Annotated in this window: 21 protein-coding genes and 4 pseudogenes; 8 read left to right on the top strand and 17 right to left on the bottom strand. The window is 70.9% G+C overall.

Translation table 11 applies throughout. The features are described from left to right. Positions 1-133: 133 nt before the first annotated feature. On the bottom strand, positions 134-796 hold the full coding sequence (locus ABZ826_RS17020; protein WP_024488613.1) for a response regulator transcription factor: 663 nt from the start codon (positions 794-796) through the stop codon (positions 134-136). A 231-nt stretch (positions 797-1,027) separates the two neighbouring features. Then, entirely contained in the window at positions 1,028-1,687 is a 660-nt protein-coding gene (locus ABZ826_RS17015; RefSeq protein WP_361448007.1) for a DUF3000 domain-containing protein, read from the bottom strand. Between the two features lie 113 nt (positions 1,688-1,800). Between ABZ826_RS17015 and hemE the strand changes: the two genes are divergently transcribed. Continuing rightward, a complete protein-coding gene (gene hemE, locus ABZ826_RS17010; protein ID WP_361448097.1) occupies positions 1,801-2,853 on the top strand; it encodes a uroporphyrinogen decarboxylase in 1,053 nt (350 codons plus the stop codon). Positions 2,854-2,931: 78 nt separating this feature from the next. On the opposite strand, the gene ABZ826_RS17005 is transcribed toward hemE, so the two are convergent. Together ABZ826_RS17005 and ABZ826_RS17000 are read right to left on the bottom strand one after the other, a co-directional pair. Continuing rightward, on the bottom strand, positions 2,932-4,317 hold the full coding sequence (locus tag ABZ826_RS17005) for an FAD-dependent oxidoreductase (RefSeq protein WP_361448004.1): 1,386 nt from the start codon (positions 4,315-4,317) through the stop codon (positions 2,932-2,934). A gap of 38 nt (positions 4,318-4,355) precedes the next feature. Further along, a complete protein-coding gene (locus tag ABZ826_RS17000; RefSeq protein WP_361448001.1) occupies positions 4,356-5,336 on the bottom strand; it encodes a DUF4349 domain-containing protein in 981 nt (326 codons plus the stop codon). A 127-nt stretch (positions 5,337-5,463) separates the two neighbouring features. On the opposite strand from ABZ826_RS17000, the gene hemG reads away from it, so the two are divergent. Next, complete coding sequence (gene hemG / locus ABZ826_RS16995; protein WP_361447998.1) at positions 5,464-6,951, top strand: protoporphyrinogen oxidase; 1,488 nt, start codon at positions 5,464-5,466, stop codon at positions 6,949-6,951. Positions 6,952-6,955: 4 nt separating this feature from the next. Then, the gene (gene hemQ, locus ABZ826_RS16990; protein ID WP_361447995.1) at positions 6,956-7,684 is read left to right on the top strand and encodes a hydrogen peroxide-dependent heme synthase; all 729 of its coding nucleotides are present in this window, start codon (positions 6,956-6,958) and stop codon (positions 7,682-7,684) included. A gap of 277 nt (positions 7,685-7,961) precedes the next feature. Here hemQ and ABZ826_RS16985 read toward each other — a convergent pair. The 5 genes and pseudogenes from ABZ826_RS16985 to ABZ826_RS16965 all read right to left on the bottom strand — a co-directional run. After that, positions 7,962-8,072: pseudogene (locus ABZ826_RS16985) on the bottom strand (DoxX family protein); the annotation flags it as partial. Between the two features lie 81 nt (positions 8,073-8,153). Next, positions 8,154-8,594 (bottom strand): hypothetical protein, encoded by a 441-nt coding sequence (locus ABZ826_RS16980; protein WP_361447992.1) that lies wholly within the window; start codon positions 8,592-8,594, stop codon positions 8,154-8,156. A gap of 228 nt (positions 8,595-8,822) precedes the next feature. Beyond that, complete coding sequence (locus ABZ826_RS16975; protein ID WP_361447989.1) at positions 8,823-9,896, bottom strand: TIGR04222 domain-containing membrane protein; 1,074 nt, start codon at positions 9,894-9,896, stop codon at positions 8,823-8,825. A 7-nt stretch (positions 9,897-9,903) separates the two neighbouring features. After that, complete coding sequence (locus ABZ826_RS16970) at positions 9,904-11,238, bottom strand: DUF692 domain-containing protein (RefSeq protein WP_361447986.1); 1,335 nt, start codon at positions 11,236-11,238, stop codon at positions 9,904-9,906. Between the two features lie 187 nt (positions 11,239-11,425). Further along, the gene (locus ABZ826_RS16965) at positions 11,426-12,196 is read right to left on the bottom strand and encodes a peptidyl-tRNA hydrolase (RefSeq protein WP_361447983.1); all 771 of its coding nucleotides are present in this window, start codon (positions 12,194-12,196) and stop codon (positions 11,426-11,428) included. A 72-nt stretch (positions 12,197-12,268) separates the two neighbouring features. On the opposite strand from ABZ826_RS16965, the gene ABZ826_RS16960 reads away from it, so the two are divergent. The 5 genes and pseudogenes from ABZ826_RS16960 (at position 12,269) to ABZ826_RS16940 (ending at position 13,657) form a co-directional block, all read left to right on the top strand. Further along, a complete protein-coding gene (locus ABZ826_RS16960) occupies positions 12,269-12,946 on the top strand; it encodes an AIM24 family protein (RefSeq protein WP_361447980.1) in 678 nt (225 codons plus the stop codon). After that, positions 12,943-13,050: pseudogene (locus ABZ826_RS16955) on the top strand (ABC transporter ATP-binding protein); the annotation flags it as partial. The gene ABZ826_RS16960 and the pseudogene ABZ826_RS16955, both read left to right, overlap by 4 nt. A 17-nt stretch (positions 13,051-13,067) precedes the next feature. Then, a pseudogene (locus tag ABZ826_RS16950) lies at positions 13,068-13,181 on the top strand (ABC transporter ATP-binding protein); the annotation flags it as partial. Between the two features lie 15 nt (positions 13,182-13,196). Continuing rightward, positions 13,197-13,439, top strand: a pseudogene (locus ABZ826_RS16945) (ABC transporter); the annotation flags it as partial. A gap of 14 nt (positions 13,440-13,453) precedes the next feature. Then, positions 13,454-13,657, top strand: a complete 204-nt coding sequence (locus ABZ826_RS16940; RefSeq protein ID WP_361447977.1) for a hypothetical protein — start codon at positions 13,454-13,456, stop codon at positions 13,655-13,657. A gap of 70 nt (positions 13,658-13,727) precedes the next feature. On the opposite strand, the gene ABZ826_RS16935 is transcribed toward ABZ826_RS16940, so the two are convergent. The 8 genes from ABZ826_RS16935 to ABZ826_RS16900 all read right to left on the bottom strand — a co-directional run bounded on the left by ABZ826_RS16935 (position 13,728) and on the right by ABZ826_RS16900 (position 24,408). Further along, a complete protein-coding gene (locus ABZ826_RS16935; RefSeq protein WP_361447974.1) occupies positions 13,728-14,615 on the bottom strand; it encodes a polysaccharide deacetylase family protein in 888 nt (295 codons plus the stop codon). 17 nt (positions 14,616-14,632) lie between these two features. Next, a complete protein-coding gene (locus ABZ826_RS16930; protein WP_361447971.1) occupies positions 14,633-15,541 on the bottom strand; it encodes an NAD(P)-dependent oxidoreductase in 909 nt (302 codons plus the stop codon). Positions 15,542-15,551: 10 nt separating this feature from the next. Continuing rightward, entirely contained in the window at positions 15,552-17,774 is a 2,223-nt protein-coding gene (locus tag ABZ826_RS16925) for an FAD-dependent oxidoreductase (protein WP_361447968.1), read from the bottom strand. A gap of 3 nt (positions 17,775-17,777) precedes the next feature. Beyond that, the gene (locus ABZ826_RS16920) at positions 17,778-20,072 is read right to left on the bottom strand and encodes a hypothetical protein (protein ID WP_361447965.1); all 2,295 of its coding nucleotides are present in this window, start codon (positions 20,070-20,072) and stop codon (positions 17,778-17,780) included. 53 nt (positions 20,073-20,125) lie between these two features. Continuing rightward, entirely contained in the window at positions 20,126-21,004 is an 879-nt protein-coding gene (locus ABZ826_RS16915; protein WP_361447962.1) for a carbohydrate ABC transporter permease, read from the bottom strand. Then, a complete protein-coding gene (locus tag ABZ826_RS16910) occupies positions 21,001-21,957 on the bottom strand; it encodes a sugar ABC transporter permease (RefSeq protein ID WP_361447959.1) in 957 nt (318 codons plus the stop codon). The genes ABZ826_RS16915 and ABZ826_RS16910 overlap by 4 nt, the downstream gene beginning before the upstream one ends. Before the next feature lie 6 nt (positions 21,958-21,963). Then, positions 21,964-23,343 (bottom strand): extracellular solute-binding protein, encoded by a 1,380-nt coding sequence (locus ABZ826_RS16905; RefSeq protein ID WP_361447956.1) that lies wholly within the window; start codon positions 23,341-23,343, stop codon positions 21,964-21,966. A gap of 81 nt (positions 23,344-23,424) precedes the next feature. Then, positions 23,425-24,408, bottom strand: a complete 984-nt coding sequence (locus ABZ826_RS16900) for a LacI family DNA-binding transcriptional regulator (RefSeq protein ID WP_361447953.1) — start codon at positions 24,406-24,408, stop codon at positions 23,425-23,427. Positions 24,409-24,584 lie beyond the last annotated feature (176 nt).

Here is a 24,584-nt window from a genome sequence, read left to right as displayed (position 1 = left end):
TTGGGGGGGGGGGAGCTGCTCTGAGGCTACCTGTTGGGCGGCCCCGCCGTGCCACGGAACGTTCCGTCGACGGGCGCCGATGCATGTAAACCAGCCGGTCCGCAAGGCCGCGCGGACCTGCCTGGGGCGGGGGTCAGTGGATGATGCCCGTTCGCAGGGCGACGGCGACCATTCCGGCGCGGTCTCCGGTGCCGAGCTTGCGGGCGATTCGGGCGAGGTGGCTCTTGACGGTCAGGGCGGACAGGCCCATGGAGACGCCGATGGCCTTGTTGGACTGGCCCTCGGCGACCAGCCGCAGGACCTCGACCTCGCGGCCGGACAGTTCGCGATAGCCGCCCGGGTGGCTCGGGGTGCCGGGGGGCCGGCGGTGCATACGGGCGGCATTGGCGCCGATGGGGGCGACGCCGGGACGGGTGGGGTGGCCGATGTTGGTTCGGGTGCCGGTGACGACGTAGCCCTTCACGCCGCCCGCGAGGGCGTTGCGTACGGCGCCGATGTCATCGGCGGCGGAAAGGGCGAGGCCGTTCGGCCAGCCGGCGGCTCGGGTCTCGGACAACAGGGTCAGCCCGGAACCGTCGGGCAGGTGGACGTCGGCTACGCAGATGTCGCGTGGATTGCCGACGCGGGGACGGGCCTCCGCGATGGACGACGCCTCGATGACGTCACGTACTCCGAGTGCCCACAGATGGCGGGTGACGGTGGAACGGACGCGCGGGTCGGCCACGACGACCATGGCCGTCGGCTTGTTCGGGCGGTAGGCGACCAGGCTTGCGGGCTGCTCTAGGAGAACGGACACCAGGCCTCCTGGGGAGTGGCGGGACGGGCCGGCTCGAGGATGAAGCCGGGGCGAACCGTGCTTGAAGGGTCATTGACCTCTTCGGCAGCAGACCCGTCCTCCTTTAGGGGAAGATCACGATTTGCTGAGTAACAATTAGGGCAAATCGGACGCACAATCGATTGTACGAAAAAAAGGCCGGTAACACCGCGTTTTATGTCACGCAGTGTTACCGGCCTTGAGGGAGAGGTTTCAGGAAACCTGGGGGCCGCGCCGCTGGGGGAGCGTCACCACTGCCGCATCCGCGGTACCCGACGGAGGCAGCCCGGCGATCTGGCAGAGCAGATCGCCCCACGCCATCAGATGCGCCGCTGTGTCCGGCACCCCGCCACGGCCCTCGCGCGGCGTCCATGACGCCCGGATCTCGATCTGCGTCGCCGGGCGGCGCGTGGCCAGTGCACCGAAGTAGTGCGAGCCCGCCCGGGTCACCGTGCCGCCCGCCTCCCCGTACGACAGGCCGCGTGCCTCCAGCGCACCGGTCAGCCACGACCAGCACACCTCCGGCAACAGCGGATCGGAAGCCATCTCCGGCTCCAGCTCGGCCCGCACCAGCGTCACCAGGCGGAAGGTCCCCTGCCAGGCCTCGTGCCCGGCCGGATCATGGAGCAGCACCAGACGGCCGTCGGCGAGATCCTCCTCGCCCTGGACGACCGCCGCTTCCAGCGCGTACGCGTACGGAGCGAGCCGCTTGGGCGGCCTCGTCGACTCCACCTCCAGCTCGGGGCGCAGCCGCGCCGCGTGCAACGCGTCCACCGCCGACCGGAACGCGGGCGGGACGGAACCACCCTCCGCGCTGTCCTTGCTGTCAGCGCCATCGGATTGATCGGAGAACTGTCCCTGAGCCGGAGCCATGCGGGGAAGAGTAGGCGGAATGGCGGCCTCGCGCAGGGAGGGACACCCGGGCGGGCCCCGGCTGCTTGCGGCTTCGTGCGAAGATTCTGTGTGTGAGTGCCAACGACCGCCCCATGGGCCAGCAGACGAAGACCTACGCCACCCATGAGTCGGCGTTCCTGAAGGCATGCCGCCGCGAGCCCGTGCCGCACACGCCGGTCTGGTTCATGCGCCAGGCGGGGCGTTCGCTGCCCGAGTACCTGAAGGTCCGCGAAGGCATCCCGATGCTCGACTCCTGCACGATGCCGGAGCTGGTCGCCGAGATCACGATGCAGCCCGTACGGCGCCACAAGGTGGACGCCGCGGTCTACTACAGCGACATCGTCGTCCCGCTCAAGGCCATCGGGATCGACCTGGACATCAAGCCCGGCGTCGGCCCCGTCATCGCCGACCCGATCCGCACCCGCGCCGATCTGGCCCGGCTGCGCGACCTCACGCCCGAGGACGTCCACTACGTCACCGAGGCCATCGGCCTGCTCACCGCCGAACTGGGCGCCACCCCTCTCATCGGCTTCGCGGGCGCGCCCTTCACCCTCGCGAGCTACCTCGTGGAGGGCGGCCCGTCCCGCAACCACGAGCACACCAAGGCCCTGATGTACGGCGACCCGCAGCTCTGGGCCGACCTGCTCGACCGGCTCGCCGAGATCACCGGTGCCTTCCTCAAGGTCCAGATCGAGGCCGGCGCCTCGGCCGTCCAGCTCTTCGACTCCTGGGTGGGCGCGCTGGCCCCCGCCGACTACCGGCGTTCGGTGCTGCCCGCCTCGGCGAAGGTCTTCGAGGCCGTCGCCCCGTACGGGGTCCCGCGCATCCACTTCGGTGTCGGCACGGGCGAACTCCTCGGCCTGATGGGCGAGGCGGGCGCGGATGTCGTCGGCGTCGACTGGCGGGTTCCGCTGGACGAGGCCGCGCGGCGGGTCGGTCCCGGCAAGGCACTGCAGGGCAACCTCGACCCCGCGGTGCTGTTCGCGCCGACGACGGTGGTGGAGGAGAAGGCCCAGGAGGTGCTGGACGCGGCCGCCGGCCTGGAGGGCCACGTCTTCAACCTGGGCCACGGCGTGATGCCGTCGATGGACCCGGACGCCCTGACGCGGCTCGTGGAGTACGTGCACGAGCGGACCGCGCGCTGAGCGACGGGGGGAACCGGGCACCGCGACTCGGCGGAGCACACAAAATGGGCGCCCGGCTCCCATTTTTGTGAGCTCCTCTCAGGCGGTGCCCGCCTGCCGCACCGCTGTCACCGCCTTGCGGGCCGCCACCAGGATCGGGTCCCAGACGGGGGAGAACGGTGGGGCGTAGCCCAGATCCAGGGCGGTCATCCGGTCCACCGTCATCCCGGCGGTGAGCGCCACGGCCGCGATGTCCACGCGCTTGGCCGCCCCTTCCCGGCCCACGATCTGCACACCGAGCAGCCGCCCCGTGCGGTACTCGGCGAGCATCTTCACCGTCATGGGCTGCGCCCCCGGGTAGTAGCCCGCCCGGCCCGTCGACTCGATCGTCGCCGTGACGTACCGCAGCCCGACCGCGCGCGCGTCCTTCTCGCGCAGCCCGGTGCGGGCGATCTCCAGATCGCACACCTTGCTCACCGCGGTGCCCACCACGCCCGGGAACGTCCCGTACCCGCCGCCCACATTGGCCCCGATGATCTGGCCGTGCTTGTTGGCATGGGTGCCCAGCGCGATATGACGGGTGCGGCCCGCCACCAGGTCGAGGACCTCGACGCAGTCGCCGCCCGCCCAGATGTTGTCGTGCCCGACCACCCGCATCGACAGATCGGTGAGCAGACCGCCGTGCGGCCCCAGCGGGAGGCCGACGGCGCGCGCCAGCGTCGTCTCCGGCTCCACGCCGATGCCGAGCACCACCACATCCGCCGGGCAGGAGGTGTCGCCGGTGGCGACCGCTCTGACCCGCCCGTCCGGTCCGGTGCGGATCGCGGTGACCTCGGCCCCGTTGACCGTGGTGATGCCCAGGCCGTCCATCGCCTCGTGGACCAGCCGCCCCATGTCGGGGTCGAGCGTCGCCATCGGCTGCTCGCCGCGGTTGAGCACGGTCACCTCGAAGCCGCGCTTCAGCATCGCCTCCGCCATCTCGACGCCGATGTAGCCCGCTCCGACCACGACCGCCCGTTTGCGCCCCGGCGCTCGGTCCAGCGACTCCAGCAGCGCCTGCCCGTCGTCCAGCGTCTGCACTCCGTGCACCCCGGGGGCGTCCATGCCGGGCAGCGCCGGACGCACCGGCCGGGCGCCGGTCGCGATCACCAGCTTGTCGAAGGCCGTCCAATACGTCTCACCGGACTCCCGGTCCAGGGCCCGCACCCGCTGCCCGGCGACATCGACCTCGGTGACCTCGGTGCGCATCCGCAGCTCGATGTCGCGGGCCCGGTGCTCCTGCGGTGTACGGGCGATCAGCTCGTCCCGCTCCGCGACATCGCCGCCGACCCAGTACGGGATGCCGCAGGCGGAGTACGAGGTGAAGTGGCCGCGCTCGAAGACGACGATGCTCAGCTCGTCGGGTCCCTTGAGCCTGCGGGCCTGGGACGCGGCGGACATGCCCGCCGCGTCACCACCGATGACCACCAGTCGCTCCGCCGTCATACCTGGTCCCTCCGATCCGGCCTCCGAAGGGAACCACGCTACGACGCCGGGGGTGCGGACGGGGCCTGCGAAGGCTCGGCCGCACGCGGCGCGCGGCGTGCGGCCGACCGGTTCCGCAGCCGCCGCCACAGCGGCAGGAGTACGGCGACCGCGGCCAGGAACGGGGCCGCGGCACCGATCGCCATCGCGAGCCACCGCAGCATCGTGACGAATGCGTGCCAGCCGCCGCCGAGCGCGTCCGGGAAGCCGGGGTCGTCGTCACCGCCCTCGGCCGCCGTCTTTGGCTCGGACAGGTCGAGGGTGATCGTGGCCAGCGTGGTGCGGTCCTTCAACGACGCCTGCTGGGCGAGCAGCGACTCCAAGGACGCCTGACGGCTGCTCAGCTCCCCTTCCAGCGTGACCACATCGGTGAGCTTCTCGGCCCGGTCCATCAGCTTGCGCACCCGTGCCACGCTCGCCCGCTGGGTGGCGATCCGGCTCTCCACGTCGACCACCTGGTCGGTGACGTCCTTCGCGGACGACGTGCGCGAGAGCAGCTTCCCGGCACCCGCGAGATCCCGCAGTGCCGCGCCGTACTCATTCTGTGGAACACGCAGCACGATATGTGACATCTCACGCGTGTCGTCGACCCGCTCGGTCTCCTCGCTCGCCACCAGGCCACCCGCACTCTCCGCGACCGCGCGGGCGGCCGCCGCGGCCTTCGGCACGCTCTTCACCTCCACCGAGAGCGAGGCGGTACGGATGACATGGGTGCCGACGGGCAGGGCATCGGGCTTCTTCCGCTCCGCCGGCGAACCGCCCGCCTCCTGCGGGCCCTGCGCCCTCTTCCCGTCCGCGGCGTCGGCGGCGCCCCGCTCGCCCGCGGAGAAGGCCTTCTTGCTGTCGCCGGAACCCGAATCACTCGCGCTGTCGGAGCCGCCGCAGCCGCTGAGCGCGAGGAGGCCGGCCAGGAGTCCGGCGGCCAGGACCGTGCGCGAACGACGGACGGATGAACGGCCGGAATGCCGGTCTGTCTGCATAACTGCTCCCCCGGGACGGGTGGTTGATGGTGCCGGTTCGACGCGCGGGGCGGGGGTGCGGGTTGCCCGATACCGGTTTCGAAGCGGTCACGTTCAGGACTCGGATGAGGTTTGAGAGAGTGGGGGCATGCAGCGTTCACACAACCGCGCGGACACAGGTACGGGTCATGTCGTCGTCATCGGCGGCGGCATCGCCGGTCTCGCCGCCGCTCACCGGCTCCTCGGGGCCGGGCTGCGGGTCACCCTCCTGGAGGCCACCGACCGGCTCGGCGGCAAGCTCATGACCGGTGAGATCGCGGGGACCCGGGTCGACCTGGGTGCCGAGTCGATGCTCGCCCGGCGCCCGGAAGCGGTCGCCCTGGCACGCGCCGTCGGGCTCGGCGACCGCCTCCAGCCACCCGCCACCGCCACCGCGTCGGTCTGGACGCGCGACGCCCTGCGGCCCATGCCCAAGGGCCATGTGATGGGCGTACCGAGCGACCCGGCGGCGCTCGGCGCGGTGCTCTCCCCGGAGGGCCTCGCCCGCATCGCGCAGGAGCGCGATCTCACCCCGACCCCCGTCGGCGACGATGTCGCGGTCGGTGCGTACGTCGCCGACCGGCTGGGCCGCGAGGTCGTCGACCGGCTCGTGGAGCCGCTGCTCGGCGGGGTGTACGCGGGCGACGCCTACCGGATCTCGATGCGCGCCGCCGTACCCCAGCTCTTCGAGGTGGCACGGGAGGGCGGCTCACTGCTCGACGGCGTCCGGCGTGTTCAGGAGCGGGCTGCGGCCCGGCAGCAGACCGGGCCGGTGTTCCAGGGCATCGACGGCGGCATCGGTACCCTGCCGTACGCCGTTGCCGACGCCGTGCGCGCGGCGGGCGGGGAGATCCTGACCGCCACCCCCGTCCTCGGCCTGACTCGTACCACCGACGGCTGGGACGTCCGCACGGACGCCCGGGTGATCACCGCCGACGGCATCGTGCTGGCCGCGCCCGCCTGGTCCGCCTCCACCCTGCTCGCCGCCGAGTCCCCGGCCGCCTCCGCCGAGCTCGCCGGTGTCGAGTACGCGTCGATGGCACTGATCACCATGGCGTTCCGCCGCTCCGACGTGGCCGGCACCGACGCACTCGAAGGGCGCTCCGGCTTCCTCGTGCCCCCGGTGGACGGTCGCACCATCAAGGCCTCCACCTTCTCCACGCACAAGTGGAACTGGGTCGCCGACGGCGCCCCCGACCTGTTCGTCCTGCGCACCTCCGTCGGCCGGTACGGCGAGGAGGACCATCTGCACCGTGAGGACGGCGAACTGGTCGACGTGTCGCTGCGCGACCTCGCGACGGCGACCGGACTGACCGCGAAGCCCGTGGACACCGAGGTCACCCGGTGGATAGGCGGACTGCCCCAGTACCCCGTGGGCCACCTCTCCCGGGTCGCCCGGATCCGCGACGAGGTCGCCAGGCTGCCGGCGCTGCGCGTCTGCGGAGCGGTCTACGACGGCGTCGGCATCCCGGCGTGCATCGCCAGCGCCCACCGCGCCGCCGACGAGATCGTCCGCGACATCTCGGGCGGTTCCGGGGAAGAGATCATCGCCACGCCGACCCTGGTTCAGGGCACTCGGAGCGAGGCGGGACAATAGCCGTATGAGTGCGCCTGAGACTGTTCAATCAAGCAAGGGTCCCAACGCGGGCAAGAAGGCCAAGGACCTCAACGAGGTCATCCGCTACACGCTGTGGTCCGTCTTCAAGCTGCGCGATGTCCTGCCCGCGGACCGCGCCGGTTACGCCGACGAGGTCCAGGAGCTGTTCGACCAGCTCGCGGCGAAGGACATCACCGTCCGTGGCACCTACGACCTCTCCGGTCTGCGTGCCGACGCCGACATCATGATCTGGTGGCACGCCGAGACCGCGGACGAGCTGCAGGAGGCGTACAACCTCTTCCGGCGCACCAAGCTGGGCCTGGCGCTGGAGCCGGTCTGGTCGAACATGGCGCTGCACCGCCCCGCCGAGTTCAACAAGTCGCACATCCCGGCGTTCCTGGCCGACGAGACGCCGCGCAACTACATCAGCGTCTACCCCTTCGTGCGCTCCTACGACTGGTACCTGCTGCCGGACGAGGACCGCCGCCGCATGCTCGCGGACCACGGCAAGATGGCCCGCGGCTACCCCGACGTCCGGGCCAACACCGTCGCCTCCTTCTCGCTCGGCGACTACGAGTGGATCCTCGCCTTCGAGGCCGACGAGCTGCACCGGATCGTCGACCTGATGCGCCACCTGCGGGCCTCCGAGGCGCGGATGCACGTCCGCGAGGAGGTTCCGTTCTACACGGGCCGCAGGAAGTCGGTCGCAGACCTGGTGGCCGGGCTCGCGTAGCGAGCGGGCTTCGACCACCCCGGCCCGGAAGATCAGACGGCGGGCGTCGGCGCGTTCCGCGCTGCCCGTCGTTCCAGCGACACCGGGTTCGGCTCCGGGTTCGCCGCAGGCACCGGCCTGCGGCGACCCCGGAACCCAGAGACAAGCACGCGGAGCACGGCGCCCTTGCCCGGCGCCGTCGAACGCTCGGCCTCGAAGGGGACAGCTGTCTCTTCGAGCCGACCGCGGGTGGTGTGCGGACGGTGATTCCCCCTTCCACCGCCAACCCCCAGAATGCGACCGCGGTGCCGATGCCGCCGAGGCACAGGGCGAAGGCTGCTTCACGCCAACCGTCCTTTCCCCAGCGGAAGGGACGGTCGAGGGCGAGCCGTCCGGGGCCGATGGTGCTGGGGCGTACGCAGCATCACCAGCCCGGGTTCGCGCTCCAGATGCGCACGGGGCGGTACGTGGGCCTGTTTCTGGGAGAGCCTCACTCGTGCGGGACTTCCTCCATCACGGTCTCCCCGAAGCGCCACGACCCCCGGTTGCCCGCCGCCTCCGCACGCAGCCCCATCTCCCAAGCAATTCGAGCCGCCCGCTGCTGCGACAGATCGGGATACGCCTCCGACGGCACCTTGATGTAACCGCGCCGGTCAGTGGGATGGGTACGCAGAGCCTCCCGGAGCTTCGCCTCCTGCTCCTCCTCCGTGCCGTGGTCACCCGTAACCACCTTGTACGCCCTCCGCACCCCGGACGGCTTCTTCCCCTTCTCCGCATCCCGCCGCCTCGCGGCGTCCGACCCGCGCCACGTCATCCAACCGACGGCGCCCAGCGCCGCGAGAGTAAACGCCGCGGCGCCGATCAAGTAGGGAGTGGCTTCGGTCTGCCCGGGTGTCTGGGGCGCGAGCTTGCCCTCAGGATTGCGTGGCATCGGGGGCCGCCGGGGCCCGCCTCCTGACCGGGTACCAGCAGTGCGGCGGCGCCCATCGCGGCCACCGGCAGAGCCGCTCCCCGCACCACGCGGACCGCGGGGGACTGGCCCAGGGGCCCCATCGCACGGATCACCGTGCGTATGCGGGGCGGGCGGCGCAGCGCCATGGCCGGTTCATCATGCGGACGGTGCGGCGCCGCGGGTGAGGGCGCGGGACACCGCGGGTGTTCAGGAACTGCTGCCGCAACTGGAACCACCCCCACCGCAGCTGGAACCGCTGCTGCTGGAACAACTGGAGCCGCTGGATCCGCCGCAGCTGGACCCCGAGCCGCAGCTGGACCCCGCGCCGCAGTTCGACCCCGAACCGCACCCGCCACCACCTGGGCCGCCGCTGTTCACGCCGCTGGAGCTCCCGCAACTGCCGTTGCCGGGGCCGGTACCTGCGCACCACACCGCCGGTGCGACGAACAGGTTCGAGGAGTCCGACGACGCGTGCGAGCCCGAACCCGGGCCCGCGAGCAGGGGCCGTCCGGCCGGGCGCATCCTCGCCGCCGCGAGCAGCTGCGGCCGCAGTACGGGGTCGGGGAGGGCGCGCAGTCCGAGCGTGGCCACCAGCTCGGCCGGCTGCGGGTCGTACGCGTGGGCGGCGCGGTACGCCTCGGCCGCCCGCCGCCCCGGCTTGGTGACGCGGCCCCGGGAGATGCCCGCGCAGAGGAAGCCGATCGGGAAGCCGATGACCAGGGCCGGGAGGACCTTGAAGACGAAGGGCACGGAGAAGTCCACCTCGGGCGAGTCGTCGGCCATGTACTGCATGGCCGTCACCACGGCGGTGACCGGGATGGCCAGCAGACATACCAGCCCCTGTACGACGCCCCAGCGGCGCCACACGCGGGTCGTCGCGGGCGAAGCCAGCAGACCGCGGGCCGCGAGGCCGTCGCCGATCTCCTGAACCGCGGGGTGCCGCATCACCGCGTCGCGCAGGGTGTGCAGGGCGCCGCTGGGAGCCGTGGCGTGTGTGTGTTGCACCGCGCGCTCGACCGGGTCACGGGCGTCCACCTGCTGGACGGCGACGATGCCGGGGCCGCCGATGGTGAGCCGTCCGTCCGTGTGCATCGCGGTGAGCGTGGTGTCCACGACCCTGCCCGGCCCCCCGTTCAGGAAGGCGACTTCGAGGAGATCGTGGACGGAGCCGCCGGAGCCGCCGGACCCCCGTCGGGCGCGGGCGAGCCCCACGGCCAGGAGGACGGAGGAGACCGCTACGGCGAGGTCCACCAGCAGTGCGAGCGTGTTCGTGTCAGTCATCTTCGGGTCACCTTCCGACCAGGGCCGCGCGGGCCGCTCGGACCAGCCGGGTGGTGCGGCGCGGCGGTCGCGCGCCGGCCCGGTCCTGCCACCAGTGCGTCAGCCGGCGCCGTGCCGCGGCGTCGGCGGGCCGGCCGACGATCAGCAGTCCCTCGGCGAAGTCCAGTGCGTCGCGCCGGTATCCGGCGGACATGGGACGGGTCCTGGCGTATGCGAGGAAGGCGTCCCGGTAGCCGGCGCCCAGGATCTCCGGCAGTTCGGGGGCCACCTTGGCGACGACCCCGGCCCGCTTGGCGGCCAGGGCACGGCTCTGGATCCCGAGCCGGTGGTGGTCGAAGCCGTGCGGGGCGGGGGTGCCCGCGACGAGGGCGGAGAGCAGAGCGGTCTGGGCGACCGCGACCCGGTCGCGCACCGAGTCGGCGTGCGCGGACCCCTCGGCGCCCGGGGCGGGCCGGGAGGCGACCCGTCCAGCGGTTGCGGCCGGGGTGGAGGGGGTCTCCTTGCGAAGGGCCCCGAGGGTGGCCGCCCGGTCCAGCGTGGCGCGGATCGTGGTGAGTTCGTCCGCCAGTTCCGAGGCCGGCGGGAAGTCGTCGTCCCGCTCCAGCAGTACGCCGGGCGGGTCGACCCGGGAGCGGAGTTCGGCCAGGACGTCGAGGACGGGTCGGGTGACCGGGTGGGCGTGGGTGTCGTGCCAGACGCCGTCCTTCTCGACGCCGCCCGCCACATGCACGTACGCGATGGCCTCCACCGGCAGCTCGTCGAGCGCGGTGGCCGGGTCCTCCCCGCGGTTGACATGGTTGGTGTGCAGATTGGCGACATCGATCAGCAGCCGGACGCCGGTGCGCTCGACCAGCTCCGCCAGGAACTGTCCCTCCGTCAGCTCCTCGTCGGGCCAGGAGACCAGCGCCGCGATGTTCTCCAGTGCCAGCGGTACCGGCAGCGAGTCCTGCGCGATCCGTACGTTCTCGCACAGCACGTCCAGCGCGTCCCAGGTCCGGGGGACGGGGAGCAGATGGCCCGCTTCCAGTCCCGGCGAAGCGGTGCGCGGCCCCCCGGCCCGTACGAACGCGATGTGCTCGGTGACCAGCGGACTGCCCAGCAGCTCGGCGCGGGCCGCGAGGTCCGCGAGCCGGCCGGCGTCGGGGCGCTCGGCCCCGCCGAGGCCCAGCGCGACGCCGTGCGGGACGACGGTGACACCGCGGTCCCTGAGCCGTACCAGCGAGTCGGGCAGATGGCCGGTGCAGACGTTCTCCGCGACCGTCTCCACCCAGTCGATCCCCGGCAGTGCCTCGACCGCGTCCGCGATCTCCGGCCGCCAGCCGATACCGATTCCCAGCTTCATGTCGTCCCCCTCCTGCACTCCGTGCAGGGCTGATGGCCCCGGCGAGCAGCGGCCAATCCGAACAGGGGGACGTTCAGAGGTTCATTTGAGGTTCCGGGCCCGGGGAGATCAGCGCGGCGGCACGGTGGAGGCGTGCGAGGCGTGCGAGGCGTGCGAGGCGGCCGACCGGCCCCGCACCGGCCCCCGATCAACCCCGCAGGGCGGGATGGTCGGCGACCACCGTGCACGACCCGGGCGCGATCTCGGTGAATCCGGCGTCGCGCACGACCGGGAGCCCGCTCACCGTGAGTTCCCGCCAGCGGCCCGCCTCCGGGGTGGCGACGGACAGCGGGAAGCCCGCCTCGCGCCAGGCCTTGCGCTCCGTGTCCGACAGCTCCCACCAGGCGAGCTGCGCACCGTGCCCGGCCTGTGCCATCGCCTTGCCGGCCGACATCTCCAGCTCCGGATTGAGCCAGAGCACCGGCCCCGCGGGATCGGGCGCGGCCGGTGGTTCGGGGTCGTCCAGATCCGTCCCCGACACCTGGAGCTTCGCCAGCTCCTTCGGCCAGCCGTCGAGGGGAACCGGCGGGAAGACCCGGACCTCGGCGCTCTCGCCCGTGACCGTGAGTCCGGGCAGCGCGGACGCCTTGCGCCACTCCGCGCCGCGCGCCCGACGTACCACCTTGCGGATCCGGGCGTCCTGCCAGTCCCGCATCGCCCTCGCCCACTCGCCCTGGCCGGCCGACCGCTCGTCGGAGAGCATCACGAGCACCGCGCGGGCGGCGGTCCGCAGCGCGTCGTTGCGCGCCGGGGGCGCCGTCTTCTCGATGTGCACGACCAGCGGCAGGACGTACTGCGGGGCCTCGTCGCGGTTCGTCCGCTCGGACCTGAACGGGCTGTCCGCCGCAGTGCTGCGGGACTCCGGCCGAGACGTGGCCGGAAATTCGGACGGGAGTGCGGGGGTGTCGTTGTCGCTCACCCGGTCCAGTCTGCCAGCCGCCGAAGAAACGCTTCTTGGCGGAATGAATCACTCCGGGTGAGGATGCAGCGCATGAAGAGCGATCTCTTTTCCAACGAGAACCTGGCGCAGCAGGCAACAGCCCCCGGGATGACTCTGCAGAACGCCAAATCCATCAAGTACGCCGTCAACGGCGAGATGCACGCCCGCCAGGGATCGATGATCGCGTTCCGCGGCGATCTGCAGTTCGAGCGCAAGGGGCAGGGCATCGGCGGGATGCTCAAGCGCGCCGTCACCGGTGAGGGGCTGCCGCTGATGGCGGTCCGTGGCCAGGGCGAGGCGTGGTTCGCGCACGAGGCCGCGAACTGTTTCATCGTGGAGATGGAACAGGGCGACGTCCTCACCGTCAACGGCCGCAACGTGCTCTGTTTCGACCCCACGCTCGCCTACGAGATCAAGACAGTGAAGGGCGCCGGAATGACCGGCGGCGGCATCTTCAACAGCGTCTTCACCGGATACGGCAAGCTCGGGCTGATGTGTGAGGGCCACCCCATCGTGATACCCGTCACGCCCCACCAGCCGGTGTGCGTCGACACGGACGCGGTGGTCGGCTGGAGCGCCAGTCTGACCACGTCGCTGCACCGCTCGCAGAGCTTCGGCTCGATGATGCGCGGCGGGTCGGGGGAGGCCGTCCAACTGCGGCTGGACGGTGAGGGCTTCGTGATCGTACGGCCCAGCGAGCTCAAGCAGGAGAAGGCATCGGCCAACTGAGACCGAGTGGGGTCGGCCGCCGGTACGGCCTGCGCGGACCATGGGTGCTGCGCGGGATCGACCTCGACCTGCCCCCGCACGGCCTGGTCCGGATCGAGGGCGCCGGCGCACGTCCGCGGCCGACGGGGGCGTACGCCTCACCGTCGCGGCGGCGCACTCCGACGAGCTGCTGCGCGCCCTGCTCACCGAGCGCCCGCCCTGGCACATCCGACGCCTGACGCCCGCCCCGGATCCCGCCCCGGCCGCCGGTGTCGGCGCACTGTGCACCCGGCCGCTGCTGCACCGGCGCGGGTGGTCCGTCGTCGCCACCGTGCTCGCCGCACTGTCGGCCCTGGTGACCAGCGGTTCGCCCGCGCATCACGCCGTGACGGGGCTGGTCACCGGCTCGCGGACCGGCACGGTGCACATGCCGGTCCTGCCGCTGCTCGCGGCCACCGCCCTCGCGGCTGCGGCGGCCGCGTTCACCTGCAGACTCAGCTCGCCGCGCGGCTGAGTAGGCTCGTCCGCATGGACGAGCGCAAGGACGAGTCGTACTGCGGGACGCCCGCCGTCGCCCCCGCACCCGCCGGGGCGGAGCCCGCCGCGGGACCTCCGTACGCCGAGTGCGTCCTGTGCCGGAAACCGACCGAGTACCCCGAGTCGGTCAAGGGCATCACGCTCTGCCCGGTCTGCGCATGGCAGGAGGCTCAGCGCACGGCGTGCTCGGGCTGACTCCGCCCGGTCAGCCGCGCATCAGGTCAAAGACCCCGCCACGTCTCCCCGCGCAGACACCACGGGCCGGTCAGCCGCGCATCAGGTCGGAGACCTTCACGAAGCGGTACCCGCGCCTGCGCAGCTCCGGGACCACCTGGCCCACCGCCTCGTCCGTGACCGGCGCAGCGCTGCGGGTGCAGTGCATGACGACCAGGGAGCCGGGACGCACCCCGTCCAGCACCTGCCGCGCCACCGCGTCCGCGTTCGTCGCGAACGCGTCGCCGCTGACCACGTCCCACTGCACCGCCGTCACCCTCTCGGGCGCGAGCGCGCGCCGCACCGCGTCGTCGTAGCAGCCGCCGGGGAAGCGGAAGTACGGCACCACATCGCGCACACCGGCCTTCCGGAACGCGGCGAAGGCCCGTTCCACATCACCGCGCATGTCGCCCTTCGCCACGGTCGGCAGCCCGTAGCAGGGGGACGTGAAGGCGTAGTGGCTGTACGAGTGGTTGGCGACCTCGAAGAGCGGATCGGTGCCGATGGACCGGGCCTGCGCCGGGTACTCATCGGCCCACCGCCCCGTCATGAACACCGTCGCGGGCACCTTCAACCGGCGCAGCAGCGCGATCAGTTCGGGGTTGTCGAAGTGCTCGCCCGCGGCCGCACGCGGGCCCTCGTCGGCCGTCATGTCGGCGTCGAAGGTCAGCGCCACCACCTTCTCGCCCGTCCGCGCCCCGTGTGCGAAGACCGGCGTCAGCCCGCCCGGTGCCGGGGCCAGCGTGGGCGGCTGCTTCGTCGCGGTGGGGGTCGCGCCCACGGACGGCGAGGCCGAGGGGGCATGGACGGCATCGGGGCTACGTCCTCCGGCCGAGGGGTGGTCGGTGGAGGACGTTCCGCCGCTCCCACAGCCGGCGAGACTGCCGAGCACCGCACCCAGAACAGTCAGAGCCGTAAGATTTCGTGCAGAGTTGATCACTCGCGGAAAGTATCGGACTATCCGATGAAGGGGCGTATGCGGCGCTCCTGCGCATCGAAGTCGCTCCCGGATTCACTCGGGCCGTCCAGCAGATGCTCCGCGGTGAAGCCGAGGAGTCGTCGCGCGGCCGTGGTGTCCACCGGCGCGGTACGTCCGGGCAGCGGGCGCAGCAGCCGGGCGGTCGGGTGATAGCGGCGCAGGAGTTCCTCCGTCGGGAACGGCACGAGCGTCTCGGGAGCGCACAGATGCACCGCGTGCGCACCCGGGCCGGGTACGTCCAGGGCCAACAGGGCGGCCCGTGCGGCGTCCCGGACCTCCAGGTAGGTCCACAGATCCCGGGCACCGGCGGCCGGTTGTGCGGTGAGACGTGCCGCGTGCGCGCGCAGCCGCTCGTCGAAGCCGCCGACGAACGGGTAGCGCAGGCAGATCACGCTCATCGAGTGCCGCCGTGCCATCATCGTGGCCGTCGTCTCGTCGACCTGCTTGGACAGCCCGTACGCGTCCTCCACCTGGGGCGTCATGGCCTCGTCGACCGGGACGTACGAGGGGTGCGGGGCGGGATCACCCGACCAGGGCAGGCCGGTGACCCCCCAGGAGCCGGCGACCGCCGCGTGCCGCACACCGGCCCGACCCGCCTCCTCCAGGACCGTGAACGTGGTCAGGGTGTTGGTGGTGAAGACCTCCTGCGGGGTGTTGTGCTGCGGTGTGGGGATGGCGGCCAGATGGATCACCGCGTCGGCCCCGTCCAGCGCCGCCCGCACGGTGTCCGTGTCGGCGGCGTCACCCGTCACGACCAGCCGCGCGGGCAGGTCACCCGGGTCCTCCAGCACGAGCGCGTTCGCGGCGATGTCGCGCTCGGCGAGCAGGGCCAGCACCGCCCGGCCGATCCGCCCGGCAGCCCCTGTGACCAGAACCCTGGTGACCATGCGCATGCTCCTATGCGTACGCGCGAACGGCGACGATGTGCGCCGACGCGGCTCCGTTGGTTGCCTCGACGACGATCCTCACCGATGCCGCGGTGACCGGCTCGTCCAGGGTGTGGATCTGGCGGCGGCGCCGGTTGTCCCTCGTGTGGGAGACGGTCCGCCAGGCCCCGTCCGGGCCGCGCGCCTCGACGCGGTAGTCCCGCAGCAGGGTGGGCAGTGTGTCGAACGGGGTCCTGTGGTGGTGCAGGTTGATCAGATCCTCGTTGACGTCGTCGTCGGCGAGGATGTCGATCCGGCTGAGCGTGACAGGCTGCGGCCAGGCCAGCTCCAGCCAGGCTCCGACGTCCTCCTGGAGGGGAGCGGAGACCCACATGTGCGGGCCGGCGTACGGGCGGGCGTAGCCGTCCACGGCCTTGGCCGGGGCGTACGCGGAGGTTTCCCCCGCCCGGAGGCAGAAGGCGCGTCGCCGCAGGCCGGTGTCGGTCCACTCGCGCAGCGGCTGCGGCGACTCGTCCTGCGGTCTCAGCGCAATGCGGGTGAGGCTCAGGACGCCCGGGGCCGGCGCGCCGGTGTTGTACAGGGCGAGATCCTCGTTGGCGCGCACGACGACGAAGGCGTTGCGGGCGCTCTCGGGCGACCACCGCAGTCCTGTCGCGACCCACTGTTTCGCCCCGGCCGCGACCGGGACGGTGACGGAGGCGACGAGGCGGCGGGGGACGTAGTTCTGGCCGAGCTCCGGGTCGTGGAGCTCGACGACGAGTTCCGTGTCCCGCTCGGCGTCGACGAGCAGTTCGAGGCCGGTCAGCTCGGGATCGACGGGCAGCATCAGCCCCGCGTCGGCGGTCAGCGGCCACCGATCCAGCGGTGTCGCGAGCGTGAGAGCGGTCAGGCTGGACGATGCCGTGACGGTGGCGCGCAGGGCCAGGTCGTCCGGGTCGGCCGAGGCCAGACCGACGACGGAGGCGTCCTCGCGCAGCAGGGTGCGTTGCAGCGCCGGCACGTCCAGTGCGCGCGGAGTGACTCCTTCCGTGACACACAGCGCGGCGGCGGTGCCCGCCGCCTGGCCGATCGTGGCGCAGGTCGCCATGACCCGGGTGGAGCCGAAGGCGACATGGCTGGCGGAGATGTTGCGTCCGGCGAAGAGCAGGTTCGTGGTGTTCACCGAGTACAGGCTTCGGTAGGGGATGTGGTAAACGCCGTCCGCGTAGCGCTGCTTGGCCCCGTCCTCGCCGGCGTACATGCCCTTCGGCGGATGCAGATCGATGGACCAGCCGCCGAACGCGACCCGGTCGGCGAACTCGGTCTGGCCGAGTATGTCCCCCTGGTGGAGCACGTGGTCGCCGAGGAAGCGCCGGTACTCGCGCTTGCCGGGCACCGAACCCACCCACTCCAGTGTCATGTTCGCGGCGTCGAACTCCCCGGAGTTCTTGATGTGGTCCCAGATGCCGTGGATGACCGCCCACAACTCGTCACGGATGCGCTCGTTGTCGTGCACCGTGTCGAGCTCTCCGCCGAACTCGATCCACCAGTACGCACAGCCGTTGTCGCCGGACCTGATGACGCGGCGCTGCGGGATGGATGTCTCGGCGATGTTCCTGGCGAAGTCCGGCGGCACGTATTTGACCGGGCGTCCCGCGTCCCTGGTGTAGAAGAGCAGGGTCGACCCCAGCGTGATGCGATCGGCCGTCTCGGGCGCCCACGGTTCGAGGTACTCCGCCCGCGACTCCCGGCCGATGCGGTGGCGGGCACCCGCCAGGGCACCGATGAGGCCGTCTCCCGAGCAGTCCAGGAAGAGCTCGCTCTCGAAGCGGACGCGACGCTCCGAGCCCATCATCCAGCCGGTGACGGCGGTGATGCGCCGGGCGTCCCCGGGCCCGTCCGCGTCCACTTCGCGCACATCGGTATTGAGGTAGAGCGTGATGCCGGGCTCGGCCCGGACGGCGTCCAGGACGACCGTGTCCCAGTAGTAGGGGTTTCCGTCCGGGTTGCGGAACTGGTTCTCGACGAACAGCTCACCCATGATGCCGCCCTCGCGGGCGTGGTGGTTCTTGCCGTGCCCGGTGGCGCCGCAGACCCAGACCCGCACCTCGCTGCTGGAATTGCCGCCCAGCACCGGCCGGTTGTTGATCAGCGCGACGGAACGGCCCAGCCGGGCGGCGGCGATGGCCGCGCAGACTCCGGCCAGCCCGCCGCCGACGACGGTGATGTCATGCCGTGCGGTTTCGTTCCTCATCGCTTACTTCCAATCGGGGCTGGCCGCGAGGCCGTAGTAGATGCGCGGCGCACCGTCGAGACGCAACGAGACCTTGCCGTCGGCCGCCGTGAGGGTGCGTTCCTGGCCGATGCAATTCAACTCCCTCACCACCGTGCCGTTCACGGCAGCGGAGTGCGCCACGACCACCGTCTTCGTCGTCCAGGTGTCGATCCAGGGCTCCGGCGAGGCGTACCAGGAGTCTTCTCCGTGGTCGGAGTTGAGGATGTAGCCGTCCTTGCGGCTCCACAGGATCGAGACCGGGCCGTCCGGCGTGGTGAAGAGCAGGCCCTTGACATCAGGGTCGGCGAAGACGAGCGGGCGGACGAAGGAGGCCCGGTCGAGGACGCGGGCGGCGGTGGCGTAGGCGAGCAGCGAGGGCTTGGCACTCGTGTCGCGGTTCATCAGGCCGAAGTGGTACTCGATGTCGGCGGGGGCGGCCTCCTGGGCGTGCAGAACGGTCGAGTCGTGCAGCTGGTACCAGTTGACACCGCGTACGCCTTCGGACTTGGCGAGGGCGAGGGTCAGCAGTACGTTCTCGGCGGCGTGCCGGTAGGTGTCGGTCCACCAGGCGTTGGGCCGGGTGGACGCGTATGCCTCGGTGAGCCAGAGCTCCTTGTTCCCGCCGTACTCCGCGATGACCTGCTTGGCCTTGCGAAGGGCGCCGAGGAAGTTCCAGTACGTGCCCGCCGCGCCCTGTGTCCACTCCTGCGGCGGCGGGGCGTAGTCAGGGGTGAAATTGCCACGGCCGGGGTGGAAGGCGAAGGCGTCGATGAGATCCCAGCCGCCGACGGCCTTGAATCTCTCGGTCCAGACGTAGTCCATGCCGCCGAGGCCCGCGTTCATGACCTTCATGGTCGATCCGGCGGCGGCCAGCCGGTCCGTGACCTGGCGCAGCCCGTCGCTGATGTACGCCTCGACGCCCCTGCCCTGCATCCAGGGGTTGTTGACCTCGTTGCTCACCTCGAAGTATTGGGCCTTTGCCGCGATCGCCCTGGCGACGTTGGTGTCGGCCCAGCCGGCGATCTGCTCGGGGCTGCCGCCGATCGGGATCCCGCTGAGTTCGACGTTGTGCGCGATGCCGTGCGCGTCCAGGGTCGCGATGTCGATGCCGGGCGCGCCCGCGTAGGCGATCCGGATCCACTTGACGCCGATCGTCTTCAGCAGTCCGAGCACGGCGTCCTTGCCCGGCTTGAGCAGCCAGGGGTAGTTGGCGATGCCGAACATGGACTCCGGCCCCGCCCGGTAGGAGAAGTCCGGCAGTACGGCGAGGTTGGTGCGGGCAAGTGCCCGGTGGCCGCCGCCGACCGCCTCCACCTCGGTGAAGACGATGCCCTGGGACGGCGAGGTGAGGGTGAAGGAGGTGTCCCACGCCGTACCCGGATCCAGCGTCCTGGAGACCGTGCCATCGGCGATCACCGTGCCCGCGTAGTCGCGCGCCCACCAGTTCACGGTCACCGGCTTCGCCGCGGATCCGCCGTTGACGACCTGCGCCTTGAGCGTCATGGTCTGCCCGGCGGCCTGGTACAGATTGAACGGCTGGTCGGTCCACACCTCCACGCCCAGCGGCCGGGCGGTCGCGATCGCCCCCGCGGCACGCGGCCGCAGATCACCGAGTACGAGGTCCGCCTCGGTGACGGCGGTGGCCGGACCGGTCGCCGTACCGGGGGAGTGGACCCACGCGGCGCTGGTGTAGGCGGCGTTGGTGGAGGGCAGGCAGAAGAAGCCCTGGGTGTCCGGCCAGGTCTCGACGTACGCCCCTCCCGCGTTCGTCTCGTACGGAATGCCGCCGCGGGCATCCCGTTCCCAGACGGTCAGTGCCTCGTACGACTCCGCCGCGCTCGTCCCGTACAGGGTGCGGCCGAACATGAAGCCCGTGGGCGTCAGCGTGCCCGAGCCGCCGACCTCCCACTTCAGGTGCGCCCTGTGCGCGGTGACATCGAAGGTGCCCCGTACGGTGACGCCCGGAGCGCCGCTGCCCATGGTGTACGTGACCCGGAGGGCGGGTCTCCCGTCGGGCAGGGTGATCTGCTGCGGCGTGCCGCCGAAGGTGCGCTGCTGGCCCAGCACACTGTCCTTGATCATGAAGTGGGTGAGCAGGACGCGGTCGGTCGCCGCGCTGCCCCGTACGAGCACGCTGCCGTCGCTCCGGCCGATGAGCGTGATGCCCTCGGCGGAGACGATGACCGGGTCCGCGGCGTGCGCGGTGCCCATCGGAAGCAGCGCGGCGCCCGTGGCGACGGCCGTTCCCCGGAGGAATCCGCGGCGGTGAACTGACATGGAGGTGCCTTTCTCTTGTCCCGAAGAGGAAGGAGCATGGGTCGAGTTGCGGTTCAGCCCTTGACGCCGGTGAAGCCGAGCCCGGCGACGATGTACTTCTGGCAGACGGCGAAGACGAGGACGGGCGGGGCGACCGCGAGGACCATCGCGGCGATGAGCTGGTCCTGCGGAGCCTGGGTGGCGAGCTGGGCGAGGGCGACGCTGATCGGCTGCTTCTCGGGGTCGGTGATCGCGACCAGCGGCCAGATGAAGTCCTTCCAGCTGTGCATGACCGCCAGCAGACTGATCACGGCCAGCACCGGCCGGCTCATCGGCAGCACGATCTTCGTCAGCAGCTGGCGGGTGCTCGCGCCGTCGACCCGCGCGGCGTCGAACAGCTCCTTGGGCAGCGCGTCGAAGAACTGCTTGGCGAGCAGCACCGTGAAGGCGTTGGTACCGGCCGGCAGCCAGATCGCCCAGTAGGTGTCACCCAGGTTCAGATGCACGAACGGAACGTCGATCACGGTCATGAAGAGGCTGACCATGTTCACCGTGTACGGCACGAACATCGTCGCCAGGATCGCGCCGTAGACGACCTTGCCGAATCGCGGCCTGAGGACGGACAGCGCGAAACCTGCGGTGGCCGAGACGAACAACTGGACGAACCACGAACCGCCGACCACCAGGAAGGTGTTCATCAGATAGCGCCCGACGCTCAGATCGGTGTACGCGGTGGCGAAGTTGCTTATCACCGGCCGGTCCGGCCACAGGGCGAGCGGCTGCGTGGTGAGCTCGGTCGGCGGTGAGACCGCGCCCTTGACCATCCAGTAGAGCGGCCCGATGCCGATGAGCAGCAGCAGAACGAGGGTGAGCAGCTGAACGGAGCGTACGGCCGCCCGGACACCCGGCCGCTGCCGGTCGTTCACGGAGACGAATGTGGTGGGAGAGGTCATGATGTGCTCCAGCTGCGGGTGGCGCGCAGGTAGATCGCGGAGAGCAGGGCGAGCGCGAGCACCATCAGGAAGGAGAGCGCGGCTGCCTGGCCGTACGCGCCGTCCTGGAAGGCGTAGCGGAAGATCAGCAGCAGCACGGTGAGGGTGGAGTTCTGCGGGCCGCCCCCGGTGAAGACGTACGGCTCGGTGAAGACCTGGACGGTGTTGATGAGCTGCACCAGCAGCAACAGACCGATGACCGGCCGCAGCTGAGGGAGCATGATGTGCCGGATCCGCCGCCCGATCCCGGCGCCGTCGACCTCGGCGGCCTCGTACAGCTCGCCCGGGATGCCGACCATCGCCGCGAGGTAGATCAGCACGGCGCCGCCCATGCCGGCCCACGTCGCCTCCAGGACCAGCGACAGCATCGCGCTGTCGGAGGATTCGAGCCAGTGGAACGGGCCGATCCCGACCGTCCCGAGAGCGTTGTTGAAGAGCCCGCTTCCCGGGTCGTAGAACCACTTCCACAGCAGGATCGCGACCACCGGCGGGATGACCACGGGCAGGTAGACGAGGAAGCGGTACACCCCCGCGCCACGCCGCACCGTGGACATGACGGCGGCCAGCACGAGTGGGGCGGGGAAGCCGATCAGGATACCCAGGCCGACGAAGAGCAGCGTGTTCTGTACGGCGGTCCCCAGCAGCGGATCGTCGAAGACGGCGCGGAAGTTGTCGAGGCCCACCCAGGCGGCCGGGTCGACGAGATTGGTCCGCTGGAAGCTGAGCAGCAGGCTGCGCACGATCGGCCACCAGGCGAAGAGCCCGAAGACCAGGAGCGCCGGGACCAGGAAGAGCCACGCCGTGAACTGCTTGCGGGCGCTCGCGCCGCGCGGACCGGGCCGTCGTCCCGCAGACCGCGGCAGCGGCTGCTCGAACGCGGTGGCGGGACGCCGGGAAGAGGTGAGCAGGCTCATGACGGGCTACTTCTGGTCGGCGGAGAACTTGGCGTTGACGTCCTTCTCGGCCGCGGCCAGCAGGGCGTCGATGTCGGCGCCCCGCTCGGTGAGGACCGACTGGACGACCGGGTCGAGCGCCGTGTAGAGCTGCTGCGCCTGGTACGGCGGCTCCGGCTTGAGGGCGAGCTTCGTCAGACCGTCGGTGTACGGCCGGAAGTTCGCCTGCTCGACATTGACGTACGGCAGAATCGCCGCGTTGATCTCGTTCTGCCGCTTCGCGTCGAACACCGGCAGGGTCGGCACGCCCACCGCGGACTTGGGATCGGCGGAGAGGGTCTCGGCCTGCTGGGCGGCGATGTCCGTGCTGTACTGCGGCTCGGCATAGGCGAAGGTCAGCCACTTGACCGCGGCCGCGGCGCGCTTGCTGTCCACCGACTTCGGGACCATGTAGATGTCACCGCCGGTCAGCGTGGCGTTGCCGCCCGACTGAGGCATCGGACCGACACCGAAGACATCGGTGTTCTTCATGCCGAACTGCATGGTGGCGAGCCGGTAGGTGCCGGGGCTGCCCATGAACATCCCGACCTGCCCGGCCGCGAACTGCTTGATGACGTCGTTCTGGTTGTTCAGCAGATTCCTGCCCAGCGAGTCGTCCTTCCAGCGCATGTCCTTGAGCAGGCCGAGCGCCTTCTTCGTCTCCGCGCCGGTCAGCGTGGCGGTGTATGTGCCGCCCTCCCGCTTCTCCAGCTCGCCGCCGAAGGCGTACGAGAGCATCGTGAGCTGCCAGCCGCCCTGGTTGTCCTTCGACTCGTGGACGAAGCCGGCCTTGCCGGTCCTCTCGCTGATCCTCTTCGCGGCGGTCCGGACCTCCTCCCACGTCGTCGGCGGCTTGTCGGGGTCGAGACCGGCCTTCCGGAACAGCTCGCGGTTGTAGACCAGGCCCTGGGCGTACGGGTTCTGCGGTACGCCGTAGACCTGGCCGGCGCTGTCGCTGACGGGCCCCAGCACCTGCGGGTTGAACTCCTTGAAGTGGTCCCACTCGCTGAGTCGCTCGGTGATCGGCTGGACCTGCTTCTGCTGGATGAGCCGTTGCGGTTCGGTGAGCGGCACCCTGATGACGTCCTCGACATTGCCGCCGGACAGCTTGGCGGAGAACGTCAGCGGGTCGTAGACCGTCGTGGAGCCCTTGACCCGGATGCCCGGATTGGCCTTCTCGAAGTCGGCGACCTGCTTCTTGAACAGGGCCAGCGCCGGCTTGTCGGTGGCCGGCGGCATGCCCTGGACGCGGAGTACGAGGTCTCCTCCCGAGCCGGAGCTGCTCGGGGTGACGGCGGAACAGCCCGTGAGGGCCACGGACACGGCTATGCACCCCAGTACGGCTGCACGGTGGAATGTTCTGGACATTTCGACTCCAAGAAGGGCAGGGGAAAGCAGGGGAGGGCCCGATGCGGGGATTTCAGGAGGTCCGGCGGTGAGGGGTGCTGCTCAGTTGGCGGGGGCGGGACCCGTGGAAGCGCGCGGGATCAGACGGGAGCCGATCTCCACGCACGGGGCCGCGTCGTCCTTCGTCCGGCCGTTGATCGTTTCGATGAGCAGATCGCTGGCCCGGGTGGCGATTTCCTCGGGATCGATCCTGATGGTGGTCAGATTGGGGGTGGAGACCGAGGCCAGCAACGTGTCGTCGATGCCGATGACGCTGATGTCGCCGGGGACGCTGACGCCGAGGCCTGCCATCTGGTGCAGCACACCGAGGGCGACCAGGTCGTTGTGGGCGATGACCGCCGTGGCGCCGTGCGCGGCGACCAGCGTCGCCGCGTGCACGCCGGTCTCGAACCGCGGTTCGTACGGGCCGAGTTCGACGAGGGAGAGGTCCAGCGCCTCGAAGGACTCCTGAATGGACTTGCCGCGGCTGAGCTCGGCCCGTGAGGCGTTGATGAACACACAGCGCCGGTGGCCGTACGCGCACAGGTGCTCGGCGGCCTGGGTGATACCGGCCGACAGCGAGATCCGTACCTCGGGGATGCCCGGCACATGGCGGTTCACGACCACCACCGGCATCTGGGCGGCGAGTTCGCGCAGCCGGTCCTCGGTGAGCGTGGAGGCCCACAGGAGCAGACCGTCGACCCGCTTGGAGAATGCCGCGATCGTCTCCAGCTCGTCGGCCTCGCGCTCGTCGCTGTCGGCGACCAGGATCGTGTAGCCCAGGCGCCGGGCGCGGGCCTGCATCGCCTTGACGATCGGCGGGAAGAACGGGTTGGCGATGTCCGGGACGATCAGCCCGAGGGTACCGGTGCCGCCGCCGCGCAGGCTGCGGGCCGCCGGGTTGGGGGAGTAGCCGAGCTTGGCCGCGGCGTCGAGGATGCGCTGCCGGGTCTTCGGCTGGACCTGATCGGGTGCGGTGAACGCACGGGACACCGTCGACACCGAGACGCCCGCGGCGCTCGCCACCTCCCGGATTGTGACTGCCACGACCGGCCTCCTCGTCTGACCCCTGCTGGATGCGGTGGATCCTTGCGAACGTTCTCGGACGTGTCAAGAGTGTTTCCACGAGGAAAATCCGCTGTGCGCAAGGGGATTGTGCTGGGCCCCACTCATTGCCGATGATGCGTTCTCAACAACTGCCCTGCAATTGCGGGAACGTTTTC

The organism is Streptomyces sp. NPDC047515, assembly GCF_040643055.1.
GTDB lineage: Bacteria > Actinomycetota > Actinomycetes > Streptomycetales > Streptomycetaceae > Streptomyces.
The sequence above is the reverse complement of the archived record's forward strand: the minus strand, read 5'-3'. Positions and strand labels throughout refer to the sequence as shown.